The 24,150-nt window shown below is 62.5% G+C and carries 2 protein-coding genes; one reads left to right on the top strand and one right to left on the bottom strand.

Annotation, left to right across the window (positions count from 1 at the left end; genetic code table 11):
* Window positions 1–73: 73 nt before the first annotated feature.
* Window positions 74–23,260, top strand: coding sequence for an LEPR-XLL domain-containing protein (locus tag BUB78_RS16865; RefSeq protein ID WP_073200092.1), 23,187 nt, complete (start codon window positions 74–76; stop codon window positions 23,258–23,260).
* A 50-nt stretch (window positions 23,261–23,310) separates the two neighbouring features.
* Here the strand turns inward: BUB78_RS16865 and BUB78_RS16860 are convergent, their stop codons facing one another.
* Window positions 23,311–24,093 carry an efflux RND transporter periplasmic adaptor subunit gene (locus tag BUB78_RS16860; protein ID WP_073200090.1) on the bottom strand — a complete coding sequence of 261 codons (783 nt, stop codon included), beginning with the start codon at window positions 24,091–24,093 and terminating at the stop codon, window positions 23,311–23,313.
* Window positions 24,094–24,150 lie beyond the last annotated feature (57 nt).

Raw genomic sequence — 24,150 nt, 5'->3', positions numbered from 1 at the left:
AGATAAATTTTCTGTGATCTGCGTTTTAACGATTAATTTTCCGTGAGCTCTTTAATTTTGATGAGGTGGCCAAATGGCTTTTCCGTTCGGACCGAAGAAAGAAATTTTTGATTTCACGCCAAAGCGGCGCTCGCGGTCATATACGACAGCCATTCGAGAGATCATGGCCCGCGCCTCTGAAAAACGAGAGCGGGCCCGGAACCCCAAGCGGAAATTTAACCTTGAGGCGATGGAGCCGCGGATCCTGCTTGCAGCAGATCCGATTTTTGCACATGTGATCGCCGAGGCCGGGGATTACACGCTTGATCTGAATTATGACTCCGACAACGATCTCTACCAGATTCGCCTGCTTGATGATGACACCGGATTGACGATCGCCAGTAGCGAGCTGGACGGCGTGACCGATATCGACATCACCGGCAGCAGCGGCAACGACAAGCTGACGGTTGATTTCCTGTTCCGGCCCGACTCGCCCTTCACGATCGATTTTGATGGTGGTGATGGTGAGGATCAGCTTGTTATTGATGGTCCCAAGTACAGCACCGTCACCTATGACCTTGGCGCCGATGGCGCGGGCACCATCACCCAGACCGAGGCGGGCGTCGATAACGTTCGCACGTTTGTCGATGTGGAAAACGTCACCGACCTGAGCAATGCCGATTTCCGGATCGTCAACGATGCGGTGGATGGCCGGGGCGGCACCGTTCGCCTGACCGATGACGGGGTCGAGGATAACGGCGTGTCGCGGGTCGAGATGGGCCCGGCGGGCGCCCTGACCACGCTGGATTTCTATAAACCCAGTGGCGGCGGCACCTATACCAGCGGCGAGCTGACCTTCAATCTTGGCAATGGCGACGATCATGTCGTTTACGAGGGCTTTGACAGCCAGCTGACCGATGCGGGCAATGATCTGGATTCAATCCGCCAGCCCGATGTCATCATCACGATTGACGGCGGCGAGGGCGATGACCGGATCTTTGGCCCGGCCAAAGATGTCACATGGCGGATCACCGATGCCGACCGCGGCTTTGTCGATGGCGCGTTCTTCCAGAATATCGAGACGCTGACCGGCTCGGACGGCAATGACGACACCTTCTATTTTGAGGTCACTAACGTTCTGACGGTTCCGGGCACCCTTTCGGATGCACCGGGCAGTTTCACAGGTCTGATCGAGGGCGGGGCCGGTGGTCAGGATACCATCGTTCAGCAAGGCGCGATTTTCTCGGCCCCGACAAGCGGGCCGGCCGGGACCGGCACGATCAATTTCGAGACCTTCAATTTCACCGGAATGGAGCCGACGATCACCGTCGGCGGCACGGTTGGCGCGGATGACCTGACGCTTCAGGCCGCTGCGGCGGCGGGCCGGTTCGAGCTGGTGACCAGCGGCGGCGCGCAATATGGCGGTGGTGATTTCGCTGCCGGGGCGCCGCTTGTGGTCAACCTCGGCTTTGGCGATGACACCTTCCGCCTCGGGGCCGGCCTTGAAAACTGGGCCGGAAGCCTGACGGTGCGCGGTGATTTCGGCGCCGATCTGATCGAGATGTTCGATGATCTCTCGACCGATGGCGGCAATGTCATCATGGACGCCGAAGTGATCGTGATCGGCAATGGCGCGGTGATCGACACCCGGAGTCCGATTCTCGGGGCGGCCAATCACGGCGATATCACCCTGACGGGGGGCGGTAGCTCGGTTAGCGGATCGCGCTTTGCCGGGATATTCGCCGGGCAGAATCCGTTCTCTGACCCCGCCGAAGAGCTTGAAGGCGCAGGGATTTCTATCGGCGGCGGCGCGCAATTGCTTGCGGCTGATGCCAAGGGCACCGTGGGCGGCCCGGCGGGCGGCGCGATCAGCATCACGGTCGATGCAGGCTTTGCGCTTGATGCGCTTGCCTTTACCCCGGGTCTGAATGAAAAGGTCGCCGCCTCGATGATCGAGATCGGCGATACGGTCATTCGTGCCGGTACGGTCGATATTTCCTCAAGTGCGAATTCGGGCAAGGCGGTCGAGATCGAGATTGATGTCGACGCGCTTTTGGGGCTGCCGGATGACGAGGCCAGCGATGGCGAAGTTCAGGATGGTGATATCCCGCTTCTGGTGGGCGGTATTCAGCTTTTGGCCTCTGAATTTGAAAGCGCCGTTCAGAACCAGTTCGACAACCTTCCCCTGTTGGGAAGCCTGACCCGGCTTATCCCGGTGCATTTCATGCGCTCGGCGGCGCTTGCCGAGGTCAACCTTTTGGCGGGGCTGTCGCTTTGGGCCGAGGATACGATTGATATCACCTCGGCGGCGACCTCGTTGCTTCGGTTTGAAAATCCGGGCCTCAACATCGGCTTTACCTTTGGTGAATCCGATGCGACGGCGACCACCAATGTCGGCACTGGCGTCACGCTTGATGCGGGCGGTGATATCTCTATCGCCTCAAGCAGCGACAACACGCTTGATGTCTCGACCAATATCGTCTCGGGCCTGACCGTTGCGAAAAAGAACAAGACATCGGCGGATGCGCCGCGCGGGTTCAAGCGGGTCAAGGGACCGGCGCTTGCCATGACGCTTGGCGATGCCACCACCGAGGCGCTGACCGATGTGGCGGCGGGCGCGTCGATCACCGGTGTGAATGTGACCATTGATGGCACCACGACCACCGAACAGGCTGTCAACACCAAGTCGCGCATCGTGCAGCCCCAGGCCAATCAGGGCGAAGCGGTTGCGATCACGCTGGCCTTCCTTGACAACACCGCCACCTCGCAGGTCGCGGGCACCCTTGGCGGCACCGAGGATGTGACCGTTTCCGCAAGTGCGGTAAATGCCGAAACCCTGCTTGATGCCAAGGCCGTGACCAAGGCAAAACCATCTGTCACAGAACAAAGCCCGCAGCAGGCGGCGCAACAGCGCCTTAGCTCGAACGCTGGCGGGGCAGGTGGCCAATGGGGCGGTCCGGGGCAGTTTGGCCTGTCTGCGGCGGTGATCGTCTCCGAAAATACGCTTCAGGCCAATGCCTTCCTGTTGGATGGGGCGATTGTGACGGCGGGCGAGACGCTCACCGTTCAGGCCACCACCGAGGATAATTTCCGCACCGTTGCGATTGGTGGTTCGGGTGCGGGCGCCGCGATTAGTCTGGCGGGCGGCATCAACGTGTCGCAGTTCGACAATGACGCGGTTGCGCGGATTGACGGCGCGAGTGTGACGGTCGGCGCATTGGTGGTGGACGCAGAGGCGATCATCCCCAATCAGGTTGATTTCCTTGACGAAATTCCGGCCTTCTTTGATGCGATCAACGATCTTGGCACCGCCCTTGGGCAGATGCCGTCGATCTCGGCCGCGTTCGGCAATGTGGCCGATAACGTCAATCCTCAGGACCCTGAACAGGCAACCTTGGCGGCGAACCAGTCGGTTTCTGCCTTCCAGGACTATTACGACGAGTCGCTCGGGCCTGCTCTGACCGGCGTGTCGGATGCGGCGACGCCGTTCCTTGGCTATGCCAATCCCCAGGGCGGTTTGCCGGATAAGGTCGCGACAAGCTATGTCGCGGCAAGCGCGGCTGCGGGCAATTCCGACACCGGCACCGACGGCAAGCTGGCGATTGCCGGCTCGGTCAATGTCATTTTGATTCACAACACCGCCAAGGCCAGTGTTGGCGACGGCGCGCGCGTCACGGTCACCGCCGCCAACGGCGCGCGGGTGGAATCGCTGGCAAGCATCGAGACCGTCGACATCGTCGGCCCGCCCAATATCAAGGCGATGTTCAAGGGCGCGACCAAAAGCGACGGCTCCTCGGTGGGCGGATCGTTCAGCTATGTTGCCAAAACCAACGAGGCCGATGCCTTTATCGCCGATGGCGCCGAGATAACAGTTGTGCATGACCTCGTGGTTGATGCCGAAACACGGCAGTTCGTGATGAACCTTACCGATGCCGGCGGCAGCGCTGAGGACGTGAATTTTCAGGGCAGCATTTCGATCAACGACCATGTGAACACCGCGCGCGCCTTTATCGAGGATGGCGCATCGGTGGATGCGGGCAACGTGACGGTCGATGCCGAACATTCCGCGACCATGCTGAGCTTTGGCGTGGCCTTTGCCAAAGGCGGAAGCACCGGCGTCGGGGCAAGTGCGGCGGTCAATGACGTGACCAACGTCACCCTTGCCAAGATCGGCAATGTCGAGGATGGCACGATTCCGACCGATCCGGCGTTTAATACCGGTGTGCGCAGTGCGGGTAATGTGACCGTCGAGGCCGATAGCCTTAACCTTGGGCTTGTGGTGGCCTTTGCCGCCGCGAAACCCGATAGTGCATCGGGCACCCCGAGCGATCCGGCGGATAACGCCACCCCTCCGACGGTTGATCAAAACAGTGTCACGACCGGGGGCGGCGCCCTTGATGTGGCGGGTGTGGCCGGGCTTGGGATTTCGGGCGCGGTTGGCATCAACCTTATCGATCAGACCACCGAGGCTTTGATCAGCGACACCACCGTCACCTCGGGTGGCGACGTGACAGTACATGCGCGCACCTCTGGGCCGGTGATTGCCGTGTCGGTGCCGATCACGATCATTTCCGGCACGCCGGGTGGCGGTGACACCGGCATAGCCGGTGCTGTTGGGGTGACGGTTTTTGACCGCACCACACGCGCGGCGATCGAGAATGCAACCGTGACCATCAACGGCACGGGCGACCTGACGGTCGAGGCCGAAACCCGGTCGGAAAGCGTTGGCTTTGCGGTTGGCGGCTCTGGCGGGGCAGCGACCGATACGGCGATTGCGGGGTCGGTCAATGTGACCGTTGCGGATGACACAACCGAGGCCCTGATCGGCAGCGCAGCGACCGTCACCACAGGCGGCAATGTCGAGGTTCATGCCAATGATTACGCCATCAGCGTCAACGTGGCCGGGGCTGCGGCCGATGGCAACAAGACCGCCGTCGGGGCGGCCTTCGACATCGGTATCTTCACCGATTCCGTGAAGGCAGAGATTGACGGCACTGTCACCGCTGGCGGTGATGTTACTGTTAAAGCAGAGAATTTCAGCGTTATCGTCTCGCTGGCGGCGAGCATCGGCATCGCTGATACCGGGCTTGGCCTTGCCGGGTCGGTTGGGTTTAACTTTGTCGATAGCGATGTGATTGCCGAAGTGGGCGGCACCGTGCGCGCCACCGGCAGCCTTGGGATTTTCGCCCAGGATGAATTGATCGTTGTCGGCGTCGCGGGCGGCTTTGCCAGCGGCACGACGGGCGTCGGCATCGCGCCGGGCGTGTTGGTGGCTGATCACAACACCCGCGCCAGCGTAACTTCGGGTGCCAATGTGGTGACCCTCGGGCAGGGCGCTGGCCTTGATGTTCAGGGCGCAACCGAACACGGGTTGATCGTCAGCGCCGATACCGATGACAAGCTCTTCATGGTCTCCGTGGCCGGGTCCAAGGCCGATCAGGTCGCCGTGGCCGGTTCGGTTGCGACCACCACCGTCAATGGCACGACCGAGGCGTCGATTGCCGCCGGGGCGCGGGTCAATTCGGACCTTGATGATCCGCTCGTCGACGAGATTGCGCCCAATGCCGTAGCCGCACAGGGCGTGACGGTCGATGCCCGCGCAAGCACCCTTCAGATCAGCCTTGCAGGTGGAATCGCCAAGGGCAACACCGGCGCGCTTGGCGCGGCTTTTGGCATTCAGACCATGGATCGCGACGTGCTGGCCTTTATCGGCACCGGGGCGGTCGTTGAATCGCGCGCCGGGGTGTCGGTTGCGGCATTGTCGGACGATATCCTGATCAACTTTGCCGTTGGCGGGTCCTCCTCCTCGAGCTTCTCTGGCGCGGGATCGTTGTCGCTTGGCGTGCTGGACCGGACCACGAGTGCCTCGATTGACGGCACCGTGATCACCGCAGGAAGCGTATCAGTCTATGCCGATAGCAATCTCTTTGGCGGCATGATCGCGGGCGCTGTGGCCCTGAGCAGCGGCGGCAGCGCCGTTGGTGTCGCAGCGGCCCCGCTTGTCACCATCAATCAGACCGAAGCCGAAATTCGCGGCAACGCCCGGATCACGGCCAATGCCGAGACGGCATTGGTGCGCACTGTCGATGGCGAGACCCGCACCATGCGCGGCGTCGATGTCTTTGCCAATGACACCATCCTGTCGAATACGGCGGCGATTTCCGGCTCGTCCTCCAGCGGCGGTTTTTCCGGCGCAGGTAGTTTTTCGGGCAGCTTCCTGTTTGGCACCAACGAGGTGATCAACGGGGATAACCCGGTGCCCTCGCTTGACTATGAAAACGCATCCGCGACCGGCAATGCCTCGGTCACCGAGGCGCTGATCGCCGATGGTGCGGTTGTCACGACCCAGGGCAATGTTACCCTGCATGCCAACGCCTTTGCCGAGGCGGCCGCGATCACCGGCGCGGTTGCCGTGGCGAGCGGCGGGGCCGGAATCGGCCTTTCAGGCAGCGTTATCGCGCGCAAGAGCGTGGTGCAGGCCGTTATCGGCAACGCCAGCGTGACGGCAGATGCCATTCGCGGCGCCAGCACCCTGCCGGATGACGGCGGCACGCGCACGGTGCGCGGTGTTGATGTTTCTGCCGATAGTGATCTTGTGATCGTCGGCCTTACCGTTGCCGGCTCTGGCAGCAGCGGCTTTGCCGGCGCCGGGGCGATTTCGATTGTCGTCACCGACGATGAAACCCGCGCGGCGATTGGCGCCGGGGCAGTGGTTGATACCAATGGCAATGTCACGATCGGCTCGGACAGCGATCTTATCATGGTCTTCGGTGCGGGATCGGTCGCGGTTGGCTCGTCCGGCGCGGTTGGCGCATCGGTCTCGGTTGCGCTCACCCTGTCGCGCACCCTCGCTGAGATCGAGGCCGGGGCGAGCGTCACGGCGCGCGCGCTTGGCGATGCGACGATTGTGCCCGATGACGAGGGCACGCGAGCGATCAATGGCGTCGATGTCTATGCCGACAGCTTCTTTATCGTGACCGGCCTTACGATTGCCGGTTCTGGCGGCGGGTCCGGCATTGCCGGCTCGGGCACCATCAACACGATCGTGCAGACCGATACCACAACGGCCCGGATTGGCGCCCTCTCGGTTGCCGATGGCGGCGCTGCGGTGCCTGCGCTGACCACGGTCACGACCGACGGAACGGTCACGGTCGAGGCCGACAGCGACGCGGTGATCGTGCCGCTTGCGGGCGGCGTGGCAGGCGGGTCAGGGGCGGCCTTTGGGGCGACCATCGTGACCCTGACGCGGGTCGCGGATATCGACGCTCTGATCGGGCGCGGCGCGAGTGTGACGGCGACGGGCAACCAGGTGAACACCATCACCGACAGCGGCACGGCGCGCAATGTGCGCGGCGTTGACCTGGTGGCGACCTCTTCGCCGGTTCTGGTCTCTGCCGGGATCGCGGGCGCCGTTGGCGGTCAGGGGGCTGCTGCGGGCGTGATCGCGGTGGTCACCGACACCGAAACCGTGCGCGCACGGGTTGAGGGCGCGAACATCAACACCTCGGGCAACCTGAGCGTCTTTGCCGATACGCGCAGCGGTCGCGACGGTCTTAACGGTCGCGATCTTGGCGGCGCTGTGATTGAACCTGTGACTTCGGCGGTTCTTGTGGCCGGGGCCGGTGCGGTTGCGGGGGGCTCGTCGGTTGGCGTTGGCGCCACGATTGGCACCGTCGTTGCAGTGCACAAGGTCGAGGCCGAGATCATCGGCAATTCAAGCATCACCGCGACCGGCGCGCTTGGCAGCACGGATCGCGCGATTGGTGCCTCCTCCAGCCGCACCATCAGCGGTGTCGATGTTGTGGCGCAATCGGGCATCTTCGGCGCGGCGCTTACCGTGGCGGGCGGTGCCAGCGGCAGCGTTGGCCTAGCCGGCGCCTTTGCAAATACCACCATCATTGAAGAAACCACCGCGCGGATCACCGGCGGTACGGTCAATACCGATGGCAACGTCACGGTTCTGGCCGATAGCGATGTGACGATGGAAAGCCTTGGCGGCGGTGTCGGCGGCGGCGGCGCCGTTGGCGCGGGCCTTGGCGCGGCGGCCTCGGTGCATGACGACACCACGACGGCGGCGATTGACGGCACGGCCACAATCAACGCCAAAGGCAACACCGGCAGCACCCTAATGCCCACCGGCGAAGAGCTTGGGACCGGCGAGCATACCCTGAGCGCGGTGCGCGGCGTGGCGGTGTCTGCGGTTTCTGAAGAACTTATCATCTCGGGCGCGATCGGCGTCGGGGCCGGTGGAACGACCGGGCTTGCCGGATCGGGCGCGGTTTCGGTGCAGACCGAGGTCACCAAGGCGTGGATCGGCGGCAATGTCACGATCACCGACACCGATGCCAACAGCACGCAGGATCTTTATGTTCTGGCCCGCGATACCGGCACGGTCGTGTCCGGCGGCGGGTCGTTTGCCGGGTCTGGCACGGGCGGCGGCGCTGCTGGGGCCGGGGTGCAGGTCACGGTCAAGGAAACCCGCGCGTGGATCGCGGGCGATGTGACCACCAAGGATGATATCGCCGTGCGTGCCCTCTCCGAGGACGAAGCGGTTGTCGTCGCGATCAGCGGCTCTGGCGGCGCCTTCGGCTCGCTTGCCGGCGCGGCGTCGGTTCTGTCGATCGACAATACCACCGAGGCGGCCGTCAAGGGCACGGCCAATCTGACCGCGGGCGACAGCATTGCGATCAATGCGTTGGACAACACCAGCACCGACGTGATTGCCGGTGCGGCCTCTGGCGCGATTGCCTCGGGTGCGGGTTCTGGCGGTGTGAGCGTGATCAACAAGACCACGCAAACCCTGATCGAAGCGGGCGCGACCCTCACCGCCAATGGCGGCGGTAGCGGCGTGAAATCCCTCACCGGCGGTGTCGGCGTTGAATACCTGGCCGAAGCGGGCGGCAATGACGTGAGCGTCGGCACCTCGGGCGCCAGCAGCAGCACCGCCTCGGCGCAGGGTTTTGACAATCAGGGCTTTGACAGCGAACGCGTGGCCTCGGCGGATGCCACCAACCTTGGCGGGATTACCGTTCAGGCGGTGTCGACCGACCGGGTCGAGACCTTCTCGGTCAACGGGTCGGGCGGCGGGGCCGCGGTTGCCTTGGGTGGCACGGTCAACGTCATCAACAACATCACCGAATCCAAGGTCGGCGCGGGCGTACGCCTGACCACGATCGCGGCGGGCGATGATATCCGGGTTGCGGCCTCCTCCGACAGCTATGCGCTGAACGTGATGGCGGCGGTTGCCGTGGGTGGCCTTGCCGGTGCGCCGGGCGCAAGTGCCGCCGTCTTTGACAGCCGCACAGAGGCCCGGGTGACCGGGGCCGTCCTGCGCAGCGCGGGCGATGTGATCGTCGCGGCGGATGCCGTCGAGGATGCGCTTGCGGTGACCGTATCGGTCGCGGGCGGGGCCTCTGGCGGGGCCGGTATCTCGGCCAATGCGATCGTGATGAAATCCGATGTTATCGCGGCGATTGATGGCGCGGCTGACGTGATTGCCGACCATAACGTGGTTGTTGATGCCTATCATGACACAACCGCCGATGTTCTGGCCGGCGCCGCGGGTGTTGGCGGCAGCGGCGGTGTTGGTGCCGGGGTCAACGTGGTGGTGGTCGAGAAAACCACCGAGGCCTATATCGCCGGATCGGCGCAGGTCGATGCCCGCGCGGGCGGCGCGGCAGGCAGTGTTCTGAACGGCACGCTGACTGGTGCGAATGATACATATGACGACGGCGATGCCCTTGGGCGCCAGAGTGCAGAAGGCGTGCTTGTCTCGGCCGAAAGCGCCGAGGATCTGTTCGTCTTTGGCGCGGCTGCCGGTGTTGGCGCGGTCGGGATTGCCGGGGCGATTGGCGTCGTGGTGGTCGATAGCGATACCTCGGCCTATGTCGGCGGCACCGCGCAGGTGAATCAGCGTGAAAGCGGCGATGCGAGCCAGTCCGTGCTTGTCACGGCGGGCAACAAGCTTGATTTCTTCGCCGGACACGGCGCGCTTGCGCTGTCCCTTGGCGGAAGCGCTGCTGGCGCCTTGGGTGTTGGGATTATCCGTTCGGATACAAGCGCTTATACGGCGGCGGGCACCCGCGTGAACGCGGGCGGCGATGTGATCGTCGGCGCTGCGGAATTGATGAATGTCGACCAGTTGGTGATTTCCGGCGGCGGCGGCGCGCTTGCGCTTGCGGCCTCGGTTTCGGTTCTGTCGTTTGGCAATGACCTTAACAGCGATCAGAACGCCGAGCTTTCGGTCGGTGGTCAGAACGCAATCACCGAAGCGGACGGCGCCGCCTCGACCGGTTGGTCGAACGATGTGCTTGGCGGTTTCGCAAGCAGCGACGGCAGTGAGAATGTCGATGGCACCGGTCAGCCTTCGGCGACGGCGCGCATCGCCTCGGCGACCCAGAACAGCAACTCGACAGTTGCAAGCAACACCTCGGGCACGGCGGCCAGCGGCGCAACGGCGAGTGTCACCACCACCGGCACCGATGCCTTTGTCGCGGGCGTGGTAAATGCGGGCGATGACGTGTTCATCCGCGCGAATGAGCGGATTGACCTTGATACAGATGCCGGCGCCGTGTCGCTTGGCTTTGCCGCTGTCGGCGCAGGCATCACGGTCAACACCCTGTCGCGCGGCACCACCGCCAGCATTGACAGCACGGCCACCATTTCGGCGGGGCGCAGCACCACTTTTGGCCAGGTCGATGTCCTTTCGGACATGCGGATCAACGCCGATAGCGTTTCGGTTCTCGGCACGGCCGGGCTTGCCGGCGCGCTTGGCGCGTCGGTCGTGGTTCACACCGATTCAACCGGTGCGCGGGCAGAAATCGACGGCGATGTCATCGACAGTGACCGCATCACCCTTTCGGCCAGCTCCGAGCGCGATATCGTGCTGGAAAGCACTCAGCTTGCGGTCGGCTCTTTTGTGGCCGGGGCCTCGGTCAGCCAGGTCGATATCACCGGAACCACCGAAGCACGCATCGGCACGCTGGCCGATATCGGCGGCGGGACAAATGGCGGCGTCGACAGTCTTGATATGGATGCGCGCAGCGATACGGTTGCCAGCGTCACCGGACGCTCGCTTTCGGGCGGGCTTGCGGCGGGCGGCGTCAACATAATGGGCGTGGATATCGGCGGGACGACCCGTGCCGATATCAACAGTGCCAATATCAATGTCAGCGGCGCGATGACGGTCGATGCCAACAGCGTCGCCACCGGCACCGCAACCGTGCGCGGCCTGTCGCTTGGTCTTGTGACGCTTGGCCTGTCCAAGGCGGTTGTCACGATTGATCCGACGGTCTCGGCCAAAATCCGTGGCAATTCGGATATTGACGCCGGATCGGTTGTCGTGCGCGCACAAACCAACCACGAGGCCAACGCCAACGGCAATGCAAGCGCGGGGGCGCTTGGCTCTGTGTCCAGGATCGAGGCGCGCGCGACCATCGGCGGCTCTGTTCTGGCCGAGATCACAGGCACTGGCCTGACGGTGGATGCGGGCAGTGTCACGGTTGACGCGGCCAGCATCGTCGATGCCGATGCCGTCGCTGCCGGTATCAACGGCGGTGCCCTCGCGGTCGGCGAGGCGAAATCCGTCGCGACGGTGAATCCTTCGGTCACGGCACGGATCGGCGGGGGTGCCACGGTGACGGCGACCGGCGGTGCGGTTACCATTCTTGCGCGCCACAACGTGTCGGACGACGGAACGGTTGTCACGGAATCGGGCGATTTCGGGATGGATGCCAGCGCCAGTTCGACGGCCTCGGCCGGGGCGCTGATCGGCGTGTCGGGGGCAAATTCCTCGGCCACCTCGGGCGCGCAGATCACTGCGGAGTTGACGGTGGGCACGGTGATCGCCGGAAGCCTTGCGGTCAGAACATTGGGCGATTCCGATGCCACATCCATCGCCACAAGCCGGATCGGTGCACTGATCGGCGGCGGCACCACGACCAGCACGGCGACCGTTCAGGGCTTTGCCACGGCGCGCATCAACAGTGCGATCGTGACCACCAGCGGCCTGACCAGTGTCAACGCGAATGACGCGGCCAATGCCAACGCAAGCGGCACTGCCGGCGCAGGCGGGCTTGCCGCCGGGGTTGGTGGCAATTCGACAAGCACTGTCACGCGTAGCGTCACCGCCGACATTCGGGGCAGCAGCACCAATGTGACGGCGGGCGATGTGCGCGTCGGCGCGATTGGTCTCATGGGCTCGCTTGCGACCACATCCGGCGTTGCCGGCGGTGCTTTGGCGGCGGGCGATTCAAAGGCGACGGCGACGACGACCGCCACCGTGCGCGCCGAGATCCGCGATGCGATCAATGTCGCGGCCAATGGCGCGTCGGGCGATGTGATCGTCGAGGCGTTCTTTAACGTCACCGACAAGAACGGCGGCGGGGCCACCGGCAATGCGGCGCGTGCAACCGGCAACACATCGGTTGGCGGCGCAGGCAGCATTTCGTCGACCGACATCACCGCCTCGTCCACGGCCAATGTCTGGGCCGGGTTCGGGCCGAGCGTCGTCGTCAGTTCTGCCGACGATATCGAGGCCACTTCGCGCGCCTTCAACGCGGCGGATGCGGTTGCCAATAACAACGCGGCTGGCCTGATTTCCGGCGGTGACGCCGAGGCCACGACCACCACAACCACCAATGCCGATGCGGTTCTGGGAAGCGGATCGCGCCTGACGGCGGGTGATCTTGTGCGTCTCAAGGCCTTTGCCGCCGCTGAGGCGCGCAATACGGTCACCGGCGGCACCGAGGGTCTTTTGAGTGCAGGATTCAGCTCGGGCACGGTCACCATGACCACCACAGCCGATGCCGACATGAACGGCAATTCCCGGATCACCGCGCGTGATGCAGAACTGCTGGCTGAAACCTTTGCAAACGCAATTGTCCGGGTGACAGGATCATCGGGCAAGGAGCTGGGCGAATCGCTCAAGGCGCTGTTCGAGGGCGATTTCGCCAATATCGGCATTCCGTCGATTGCCTCGGCTGGTGGCGCGTCGGCTGTGCTTACGATCAATTCCGAGGCCGATGTGGAGCTTTCCACAGGCGCGGTGATCGATGCATCGCGCGACGTCACGCTTCTGGCGAAAAACGCCGTCTTGCTTGACGCCAATGTCAGCATGACCACCGGCGGAGCGGTTGCCTCGTCGTCGACGGCTTTCGTGACCACCAACATGGATACCGATGCCGATGTCATCCTGCGCGACGGGTCTACGATCCTGGCCGGGAACACGGTCGATATCGACGCGCTGAACGAGGTTGCGGGCAAGCAAACCGCAAACTCGAGCACCAATGTGACCCTCGCCGGGGCCTTTTCGACCGCCGTGTCGCGGCTTAATATCGGGACCAATGGCGACAAGGCACAGGCCCGCATCCTTCAAGAGGGCACTGCCCGTATCGAGGGTGTCAACGAGATCAAGATGGATGCGGTTGGCCGCGCCACCCAGAACCCTGACGGCGCGTTTGGAAACGAGGTTGTCTCGCGGGCGATTTCGAACGCCGACACAACTGTTCTTGCGGTTGCAAATGCCGAGGCCATCGGCTTTGGCTATGGTCAGTCGATCATCGACATGGCCGACCCTGCAGTCATGGTGTCGAAATCGGTTGATATCGACGGAAGCTCGAACCTGTTGATCGTCGAGATGTCCGAAGCCGAGGCAAAGGGCTTTATCACCAAGGTGGTGGAGGTCGTGCGTGAAGTGGTGCGCAAGGTGACCAAGTGGTTGCCCTGGCCGCTGGACAAGATCGTCGAATGGGTGGTCGATACGGTCATTGACCTTGTGACCGTGTTCGAATTTGCCGAGAACAACGCCGAGGTCACCAGTGTCGGCGACGATGCCGATGATATCGTCAATCTGCGCGGCTCGATCTTCCTTGGCGAAGGCTCGGACAAGCTGTTGCGGGTCAATGCCGATGGCACGATTGCGGCTGAATCCAACGTCGGCGCAACGATTGATGGCAATACCATCCTGGTTGATGACATTATCAACGATGCCGGCGGCAAGCTTGATATCCGCCTTGTGCGCGGCGTCGTCAGTGGCGATGCCGATATTTTCCTGCCCAAGCTTTTGACCAGCGTCACGCTGGAGAACAACACCAGCCGCGATCTGCACATTCAGCGCGTCGAGATGATTTCGACCAACGGCGGCGAGCCGGATATCAACGTGGTCGACAGCCGCCCGGCACCTGCCGATGTGAGCCCCGGCTTTAATATCCGCAATGCGGGTGGCGATTTCACCACCTTCACCGTGCGCAACAATTCAACCGATCTGACGTCTGACGTTCTGTTCCTGCGCGACATCAGCAACGTCGCCGCGATCTATGATTTCCGCGCCCTTGGCGGCAATATCACCCAGGCGGCGGGCGTAGACCTTATCGCCGGGGATGCGGGCCAGATGTTTGCGACCGATCTGAATGGCGGCACTCTTGTGCCGGCGGTCAGTATCGTGACCGATCGCGGCTCAATCGGGGCGGCGAATAATCCGTTCCGGCTAGAGCTTGTCCGGGGCCGCGATTTTGCCAATGGCACGATTGCGCATGATCCGGCCAACTTCTTCGGCCGCGCCGGGGATGATCTTTACCTTGACCTTCAGGGCACCAATATCAGCTTCCTGGAGACCACAGCGGTCACCACGCCGGCCGATGGAATTCAGCTTGACATGCAGGCGGGCGATCAGCTTGATTTCACAGGCAAGACAGGCAAGCTGACGCGGGTTCTGACCACGCCGAATGGCGCGGGCTTTATCACCACAGCCACGGATTTTGCGGTCGAAGGAGTCTATGACATCCTGAACGCCACCTCGACCGGCGGCGATGTCGACCTTGAGGTGCTCGGGCCCTCGTCGATGGCGATTGGGACGGTTTCGGCGGTCAATGGCACCGCGACGCTGAATTCGGGCGGCAATCTTGTCGACCGTAACAACACGGGCGCGGCGGATGTGACCGCGCGCAACGTGGTGCTGACCTCGCGCGGCGGCGCCATCGGATCGGTCGCCAATCCGTTTGATATCGACAGCTCGAACAACGCCCTGGGCACGGTTACGGCCACGGCCCCCGGCGCGATTGTCCTTAACGAGACCTCCGGCGACATGCGCATCGCGCGGATCAGCTCTGGCGCCGGGGTCACCCTGAGCGGCGCGGCAGCCGTGGTGGATGCGTCAACCGACACCATCGCCGATATCATCGCCACCAACCTTACGATTTCGGCAGGCAACGGCGTCGTCGGCACCACCTCCAACAGCCTTGACCTTGACGTGAACCGCATCGACAGCGTGCTGGCGCGTTCGGTTCACCTTAACGAGGTGAGCGGCAACATGGTGGCCGGATCGGTCACCGCCACGGCGGGCGATGTGCGCCTCAATGTGACGGCGGGCAACCTTCTGGTGGAAACCATCACCGCCAGCGGTGCCGCGATCCTGACCACCCCGGCGGGCAGCGTGCTTGACGGCACGGCCAGCACGGCGCCGGGCATTCTGAGCAACGGGCTTGTGATCACCGCCTGGGGCAGCATCGGCACGCCGTCGAATGCGCTTGAGGTGGATACAAGCCGTTCGGTTGCGACTAGTGCGGTTCTTTCGGCCGGCAATGGTATTGATCTGATCGAAACCGCCGGCACGCTGGTTCTGGCCTCGGTTGAGGCGACAGGCGGCAATGCCGCCCTGAACGCCATTGCGGGCAGTATTCAGCTTCAGGCTTCGGGTGTGATCGCGGCGCGCGCGGGCACCCTTGCGATGACCGCAACCGGCAACATTGATCTTGGCGCGAGCAGCAGCACCACGTCCTCGGGCGCGATGACCCTGACGGCGGGCGCAAATGTGACCACCGGTGCAAGTAGCACTGTCAACGCTGGCACCACCCTGTTGATCACCGCCGCAGGTCTTATCGCCGGGCAGTCCTCTGTCATGTCGGCGGTCAATAGCCTTACGGCAAATACTTCGGGCAGCATCAACCTTGGTCGCCTGAGCCAGACCACCTCGGGTGGGACAATGGCCCTGAGTGCAGGCGGTGCGATCACCACCGGCAGCCAGAGCCTGCAATCCACCGGCACAAGCCTGTCGGTTGTGGCGGCAAGCCTGAGCACTGGCAACGCCTCTAACATGCAGTCGGGCAGCACGTTGAACGTGACCACCTCTGGTAGCGCGACCCTTGGTGTCGATAGTGCCATGACGGCGGACAGCACTCTTGGCCTGAACGCGGGCGGCTCGATCTCGGCCTTGCAGGGCGCGCGTGTTGCGGCGGTTGGCGCAGCCAATATCCAGGCGCGCGACAATATCACCTTTACCACGGGAAGCGTGGCCGCAGCGGGCAGCGATCTTACGATTGCCGCCGATGATGACCTGACACAGGACCTCGGGGCGCTGTTCACGGCGGGCAACCTGATCACCCTGTCGATTGACCTTGGTGATGCGGATGCGCCGCGCGCCACTATGGCGCTGAACGGGGCGCTTGAGGCGCAGGCGATCGAAATGCTGGGTGGCGCGGATGATGATATCTTCCGCATCAACGTGACGGCGATTGATGGCAACACCAACCTGCGCGCTGGTTCGGGCGACGATGACATCTTCATCAACCGCCTGCCGTCGATGACGACGGTGCGCGATGGTCTTCGCGACAGTTTCACGATTGACGGTCAGGCCGGCACCGATGTGACCGAAATCGACCTGACCGGCGTCAGCGATGTCGTGATCAACACTTCCGACAGCGGTGCGCCCGATGAGGGGCTTGACCGGATGCTGATCCGCACCACCGCCGAGGATGACACGGTTCTGATCCGCAAGAACTTTATCGCCTTGCTGCAAAGCGATGGCGCGGGCGGCTTTGCCAACCCGCTTGAGCGGATCAATTACAACGAGACCATCAATGCCCGCGTCCGGATCGAAACCGGCGAGGGGAATGACATGTTTGCGATGGATGACAACAGCACGCTTTTGACGCTGGATGGCGGCATCGGCGACGATACCTTCCAGATCGGCCAGATCTTTGGCTCTGAACGTCAGCCGGACAATGTTGCGCCCGGCGACGAGATTGCGACCGTCAGGACCACCTCTGGCTTCCTGAGCCGCGGCAATAGCGTGGCCACCGTGCTTTATGGCGGCGAGGGCAATGACATCTTCCGCGTCTATTCCAATCAGGCATCGCTGCGCATGGAAGGCGAGGCGGGCAATGACAACTTCCTGCTGCGGGCCTTCCTTTTGGCCGATGGCGACGGCAGCTCGCTTGCCGGGAATTCGGTTCTCAATGCAGGCGCGGGCGACGACGAAATCCGCTATAACGTCAACGCGCCGGTCGACATCGACGGCGGCGCCGGGTTTGACCGCGTGGTTGCGGTCGGCACCGAGGGCAACGACAACTTCCTGATCACCAAGAAGGGCATTTTCGGCGCCGGTCTTTCGGTCACCCTGTCGGGTGTCGAAGAAGCGCTTGAAGTGGACGGGCTTGAGGGAGACGACACCTTCTTTATCCTCTCGACCCGCGAGGGCGTTGTGACCACCGTGATTGGTGGTGTCGGAAGCGATACCTTCAACGTCGGTGGAAGCGTCCTTGTGCCGGTGATTGCCGCCACGGATGGCGGTCAGCCCGGCGTGATAAACCACTTCCTTGAATCCGATCCGGCGCTTGATCCCGATTATGCCGACAAGGTGGCGCAGGGCATCGACCTTACAGTCAAGCCGGTGAATTCGGATGCGGTCTTTATCGACGAGACCGGCACCGGCACGCAGGTTGCCGAGGGCGACGGCCTGTTTGACACCTACACGATTGAGATGCCGGGCGTTCTGCCGTCGCAGGCCTCGACCGCCTATATCACCGTATCGGCGGCGCAGGCCTCGACCGCGCAGCCCAACGGTGCACGCACGGTTCAGGTCTCGACCGACGGGGTGAATTTCTCGGATCAGCTTGTGCTGACCTTTGACAGCACCAACTGGAATGCACAGCGCACGATCTATGTGAAAGCGCCGAACGATACTGCCGAAGAAGGGCCGACCACGGCTGTGATCGGGCATTCGATCATCTCGAACGATCCGGCGCTGAACGGCATTCGCCTTCAGGATATCAAGGTCGAGGTCGAAGATAACGACCGCGCCGATATCATTGTCACCGAAACCGGCCCCGGCACCACGGTTGCCGAGGGCGGCAGCAGCGATAACTATTCAGTGCGCCTGTCCAAAGCGCCCAATGAGGGCGAAACCGTTACCGTCACGCTGGCGGCCAATGGCGAAGTCAGCTTTGGTGCCACCGAGCTGGTCTTTGACAGCGACAACTGGAACACCGCACAGCTTGTAACGGTGATGGCGGTGGATGACGCTGACGAGGAAAACCTTGACGATGTGACAATCACCCATTCCGCAAGCAGCAGCACCGGCGCGTTCGAGGCAAAAGAAGTCAAACTTGTAGCGCAGGTGATCGACAACGATAGCGCCAGCCTTGTGGTCAGCCAAAGCGACGGCAGCACCACTGTCGGCGCCGGAACCGATGGCACAGACAGCTATGACCTGACGCTAAGCCGCGCTCCGGTCGGAAGCGTGACCGTGAGTATTGAAACCGACGGGCAAACGCTTTTGTCGAGCGACGATGCGCGCTTTGACGGCACTACGGTCACGTTTGACGCGACCAATTGGGATGATCCGGTGACTATCAATGTGGCGCTTGATCCCACTGCACCGGTTGCAGATCCTGCGAACCCGATCAAGACCGTCGCCGCACAACCGCATCTCGTGAATGCCATCAATGGCCCCCTGATCCTTGAAGGCGATGTCGGCCCCGAGGATCGCTCGCTCGTCACGGCGATCATCCTGCCGACCGAACTTGATACTCCGCTGACCCCGCCGGACGTTCCAGAGCCGGGTGTCGAGGTGGACCGCGTGAATGTCTTCAACGACAGCTCGGAAGAACCCGATACCGGCGTTCTGAGCGCGAGCAACCTTTCGGGTCTTGGCATGGGCGGCGAGCTGCCCCTCAATCAGGGCACAGAAGAGGTCAAAATTCCGGTGACCAATGCCGGTGGCATCACCTATACCAACATGGACATCTTCGAAGTCATGCTGGGCCGCAATGACGATACCTTTACGGTTGAAGGCACGGCCGAAGGTACGATCACCGCGATCCATGGTGGTGGCGGCAACGACACGATCACAGCGTTTGATCACAGCGGGCCGCTTGTTCTTTATGGCGATACCTCGGCCAGCGGCGATCGCTATAGCGCCGGGGCGGGATCGCTTTCGGACAATGCCTATCGCTTTGGCCCGGATGGCGATGATATCATCGACGTGCGCGGCACGACCACCACGGTGGTGATTGATGCCGGGGGCGGTAATGACACGGTCTATGGCGGTGCAGGCGGTGATCATATTGCCGGTGGCGCAGGCGATGACGTGATCAACGGCTTTGGCGGACGTGACCATATCTATGGCGACAGCCGCTTCGAGGTCGATCTTGTGACCCGCGAAACGCAAACCGATGTCACACAGGGTGCCGGCAACGACGACATTTCCGGTGGCGAGGGTGATGACATCATCCTGGGCGATCACGGCCTGATCCTTCAGCCCGGTCAACTCAAGGTGTTTGGCACCGATGGCGTAAGCACCGCGACCTCGGCCAGCCCGCAGGTCGGCGGCGATGACACCATCGACGCCGGTGAGGGCGACGATGTCGTTCTTGGCGGCTTTGCCTCTGACAGCATCACCGCAGGCAGCGGCGCGGATGTTATCCTTGGCGATGGCGGCGTGGTTGACTGGTCGCTGGTAACGCCGGTTGCAACCCTGTCCAAAGTCGAAAGCATCTCGGAAGAATTCGGCGGCAATGACACGATTGACGCCGGCAACGGCCAGAACATCGTTATTGCCGGTGTCGGGGCCGATGTGGTGGATACCGGAACGGGTGGTGACATCATCCTTGGCGACAATGGCATGGTCATCTTCAACGCGGGCGTCGTGGTCACGGTGCGCAGCACGGTGTCAAATATCGGCGCCGCGGATCTGATCCGCTCTGGCGCGGGCAATGACACGGTTCTTGGTGGCACGGCCAATGACACGATTGAAACGTCGCTTGGCGAGGATGTGGTTCTTGGCGACAGCGGCAAGCTTGATTACACCGACGGCGTTCTGCGCGTCGCAAGCACCCTCTTCGAGGGGCTTGGTGGTGGCGATGACACAATCGACAGCGGCGCAGGCGATGACCTTGTCATCGGCGGCGATGGCGGTGACACCATCACCACGGGCATCGGTTCCGACATCGTGCTTGGCGATCAGGGCCAGATCACATGGGACGCAGAGGGCGCACGCCCTGTTCTGATCGAAACCTTCCTGTTTGATATCGGCGGCGTGGATGTCATCGACACCGGCGAGGACGATGATATCGTTCTGGCAGGCACGGCCGGTGACATCGTTGATGCAGGGGCCGGGGCCGACGTGGTCTTTGGCGACCATGCGCAGATCATCCTGGAGCTTGGCGTTGTCGCCTCGGCGACCTCGATCGCGGTGACCAAGGGCGGCGATGATCGCCTGACCCTCGGTGCGGGCGACGATATCGCTCTGGGTGGTTACGGCGATGACACGATTACGGGCGATGGCGGGATGGATATCCTGCTGGGCGATTCAGGCATGTTCGACAGCATTGCCCTTGATGGCGATACCTCGTCGCTGGACGTGGTCACCTCGACTGCGCCAGAGCATGCTGGCGCTGACGAGATTGACGGCGGCGCCGACAATGACGCGATCATTGGCGGCGGGGCGTCTGACCTGTTGATCGGCGGCACCGGCAATGACCTTGTGTTCGGTGATCATGGCCGGATTGAACGGCTTGCCGACGGGCGGATTGACCTGTCGCAATTACCGCTGACCACGGCAGCGGCTCTGCCGTTCTCCTTCCTGTCGATCTTTGCGCATGACGCGGCCTTGGGCGCGGGTGACCGGATCATTCTTGGCGCGGGCGACGATATCGCCGTTGGCGGCCAGGGTGGCGACAGCATTTCGGGTGGCACGGGCGGTGATGACATCATCGGCGGCCACAACGATTGCGGCGGCGCGGATGGCGATGACATTATCGACGCCGATGAAGGCAACGATGTTGTGGCGGGCGATAACGCAGAAATCCTGCGCCGCGCCGACACGCTTGATCAACGCCTGCGCAGCCTTGCGGGCGCCACGCTCTATGAGGTGGACCCGGTCACCGGCGCGTTCCTGCCGGATTACCTGCCTAATGTCACCGCCGAATGGCAGCCGAGCCCGAGCGGCATTCAGGGGCGCGACATCTCGCTGTTTGATCATTCCGAGGGCGCATCGCCCGAGACCTGGGGCGATGACATCATTGCCGGTGGAGCCGATGATGACCGTCTGTTCGGTCAGCGCGGCGACGACACGGTTTATGGCGATGCCTCGATTGACTTTGACGCCCCCGGTGGCCCGCTGGTCATTCAGGATGGCAGCGAGAGTGACGGCAATGATTACATCGAAGGCGGTGGCGACAGTGATCTGCTGATCGGCGGCCTGGGTCAGGATGACCTGATCGGTGGCTCGTCCCTGCTGTTTCTCGGCAAGAGCTGTAACGACGAGGGTGGCGAACAGCTTATTGATGGCGATGACACCATATATGGCGGCGACGGCCTTGATCTTGAGCGCAACAGCCTTGGCGACACCTCGGATCGGGGCCATGCCCGTGACGCCGATGTGATCCTTGGCGACAACGGCAACATCTTCCGGGTTGTCGCGGATGGCGCCGCGCTGAACTATCAGTGGGATACCTACGGCCCGGCCGGTACCGAACGCGTCGAAGTGCGCGCCATTCAATATGCGGCCTATACGCCGGGCGGGGACCCCAGCGATATCGGCGGCAATGACCTGATTGATGGCGAGGGTGGTGATGACATTATCCACGGCATGGGCGGCAAAGATGTCCTTTATGGCGGTGCGCAGAACGACGATGTGATCGGCGGCGCCGGGGATGACTGGATCTCGGGCGGCACCGGCAACGACGGGATTTTGGGCGATGACGGCAAGATCCTGACAAGCCGCAATGGCCTGACGGAAACCTTGATCGGGCTGAATACCGCCACAACGGAAGAGATCATCTCGACCCAGGCGAATGCGTTCCATGCCATTCTCAACCCGCTTGGCGAGTTGAAGAAAACCGCGGATCTCGAGCCTTGGGATCTTGGCGGAAGCGATCTGATCTATGGTGGTCTGGGCGATGATTCCATCCACGGCGGTGCTGGCAATGACGGGATTTCGGGCGCCGAGGCGCTGCCTGAATTCTATACCACGCCGAGTGAGTGGCGCCCCGAGACCGATCCGGTCACTGGCCGCCTTATCACACCCGAGGGTTTTTACGACTTCAACAACGCCCTTGCCCGGATTGAGGGCCATGTCCTGAACTTTGACGCGACCGAGGGCGAGCTTTCGCCGCTGGCACGCGAATGGGCCAAGGGGGATGGCGATGACAAACTGTTCGGTGATATCGGCGATGACTGGATCGTCGGCGGCACCGGTCGTGATCACCTCTGGGGCGGTCTTGGCGGGGATATCCTGAACCTTGACGATGATCTTGGAACCAATGGCGGGGCCAATGATGCGCCCGATGCCGCCACGACACCGGTTTCGGGATATGGCGACCTTGCCTTTGGCGGCGGTGGACGCGACATGCTTATCGCCAACACTTCGCATGACCGGATGGTCGACTGGGCGGGCGAATACAACAACTTCGTCGTCCCGTTCTCGCCCTTCGGCAACTGGACCGTGGTCAGATCGCCTGCGCCTTGGATTCAGGAGTTCCTGATTGCGGTGGCCGAAAGCGATGGCACGGATATGACGCGCCTTGGCGAAGGCGGCGATCCGGATCGTCTTGGCGAACCCTTCGGCGAGTTGGGGATGATCACCCAGCAGGATGATGGCTGGCAGGACAACACCGGCGCACCCGATGGCGGACAGCCGGGCAATACCAAGGGCGCACGTGATGGCCGCGGGATTGAACCGGCTCCGGCTCCGACCGATCCGTCAACTGTTGATCTGACTGCGGATGAGGCGCCCCTTGCGGCTGTGACGACCTTTGACGTGACGACCCTGTCAACTGATATCACTTCGGGAGACACAGGCTGGATCGTGGAGACACAGGAGAGCCTTGCCGAGACGTCACAGACTCAGCCTGAGGATGGCGCAGAGGTTGTCGAACTTCTGATCGTCCAGCCTGCGGCGAATGACAATACAGCAGAGGCGACCGTGGCCGACGATAGCGGCTTGGTCGATTGGGGTCTGGTGCCAGTCGCGGCCAGCGCGTCAAACGGCAATAAGAAGAAATAAAAAAGGGGCGTTAAGCCCCTTTTTTACGACCAGCGGATGCAGGCCTTAGGTTATAGCCGCGCGGTACAGCGCACACCGGCCGGCAGGCTCTGGCCCGGATTTGGCAGGCTCAGGCGTACCCCGAAGGTGCCCGAGGCCGCATCAAAGACACGGTCGACCACTTCGACCACGGCGGTGTGGGCAAGATCGGGTTGGGTTTCGAGGCGGATTTCGATCTCGGCGCCAATCTCGACCTGATTGGCCATGTCCTGCGGCACGAAAATCTCGACATACAGGGGGTCTAGGGTGGCGATGCTCATCACAGCGCCTTGTTCGTCGGCATATTCGCCCGCATCCGCATTGCGCGAGGTGACGATGCCGTTGACCGGGCTGATCACCGTGCGCTGATCCAAAAGTGCGTTGATCCGGGTCAGCTCGATCGCGGCCAGATCCCGGTCGGCGATCACGCGGTCGCGTTCCTGATAAAGGCCGATGAGCTCTGCCTCGACACGATCAAGTTCGCGCATGGCGATCAGTTCACGTTCATAGAGGGTTTTGACGCGCTCAAGCTGGCCTTCAAGCACCTTGATCCGGGCATCGACGCCGGTGATCTGGGTCTCGTCCGAGGCGCGGCGCGTCGCAAGGGCGACCTGCGCCTGAAGCGCGGTATCGGTCAGCTTTAAGAGGACATCACCCTCTTTGACCACATCGCCCCGGCCAACATTGACCGATTTGACAAGGCCGGGCACCTCGACGGCAATCTCGACCACCTGGCTTGGCATGACCACGCAAGAGCGGATATCCAACGCATGGGCGGGGGCGGTGCCCAGCATAAGCAGACCTATAATCGACATTCTTTGCAACATGGGTTGCTTCCAATCCTTATTCTCGCCAAACTTTGCCCGGATAAA

It is taken from the genome of Roseovarius marisflavi (genome assembly GCF_900142625.1).
Taxonomy (GTDB): domain Bacteria; phylum Pseudomonadota; class Alphaproteobacteria; order Rhodobacterales; family Rhodobacteraceae; genus Roseovarius; species Roseovarius marisflavi.
This window is presented reverse-complemented; position numbering and strand designations above follow the sequence as displayed.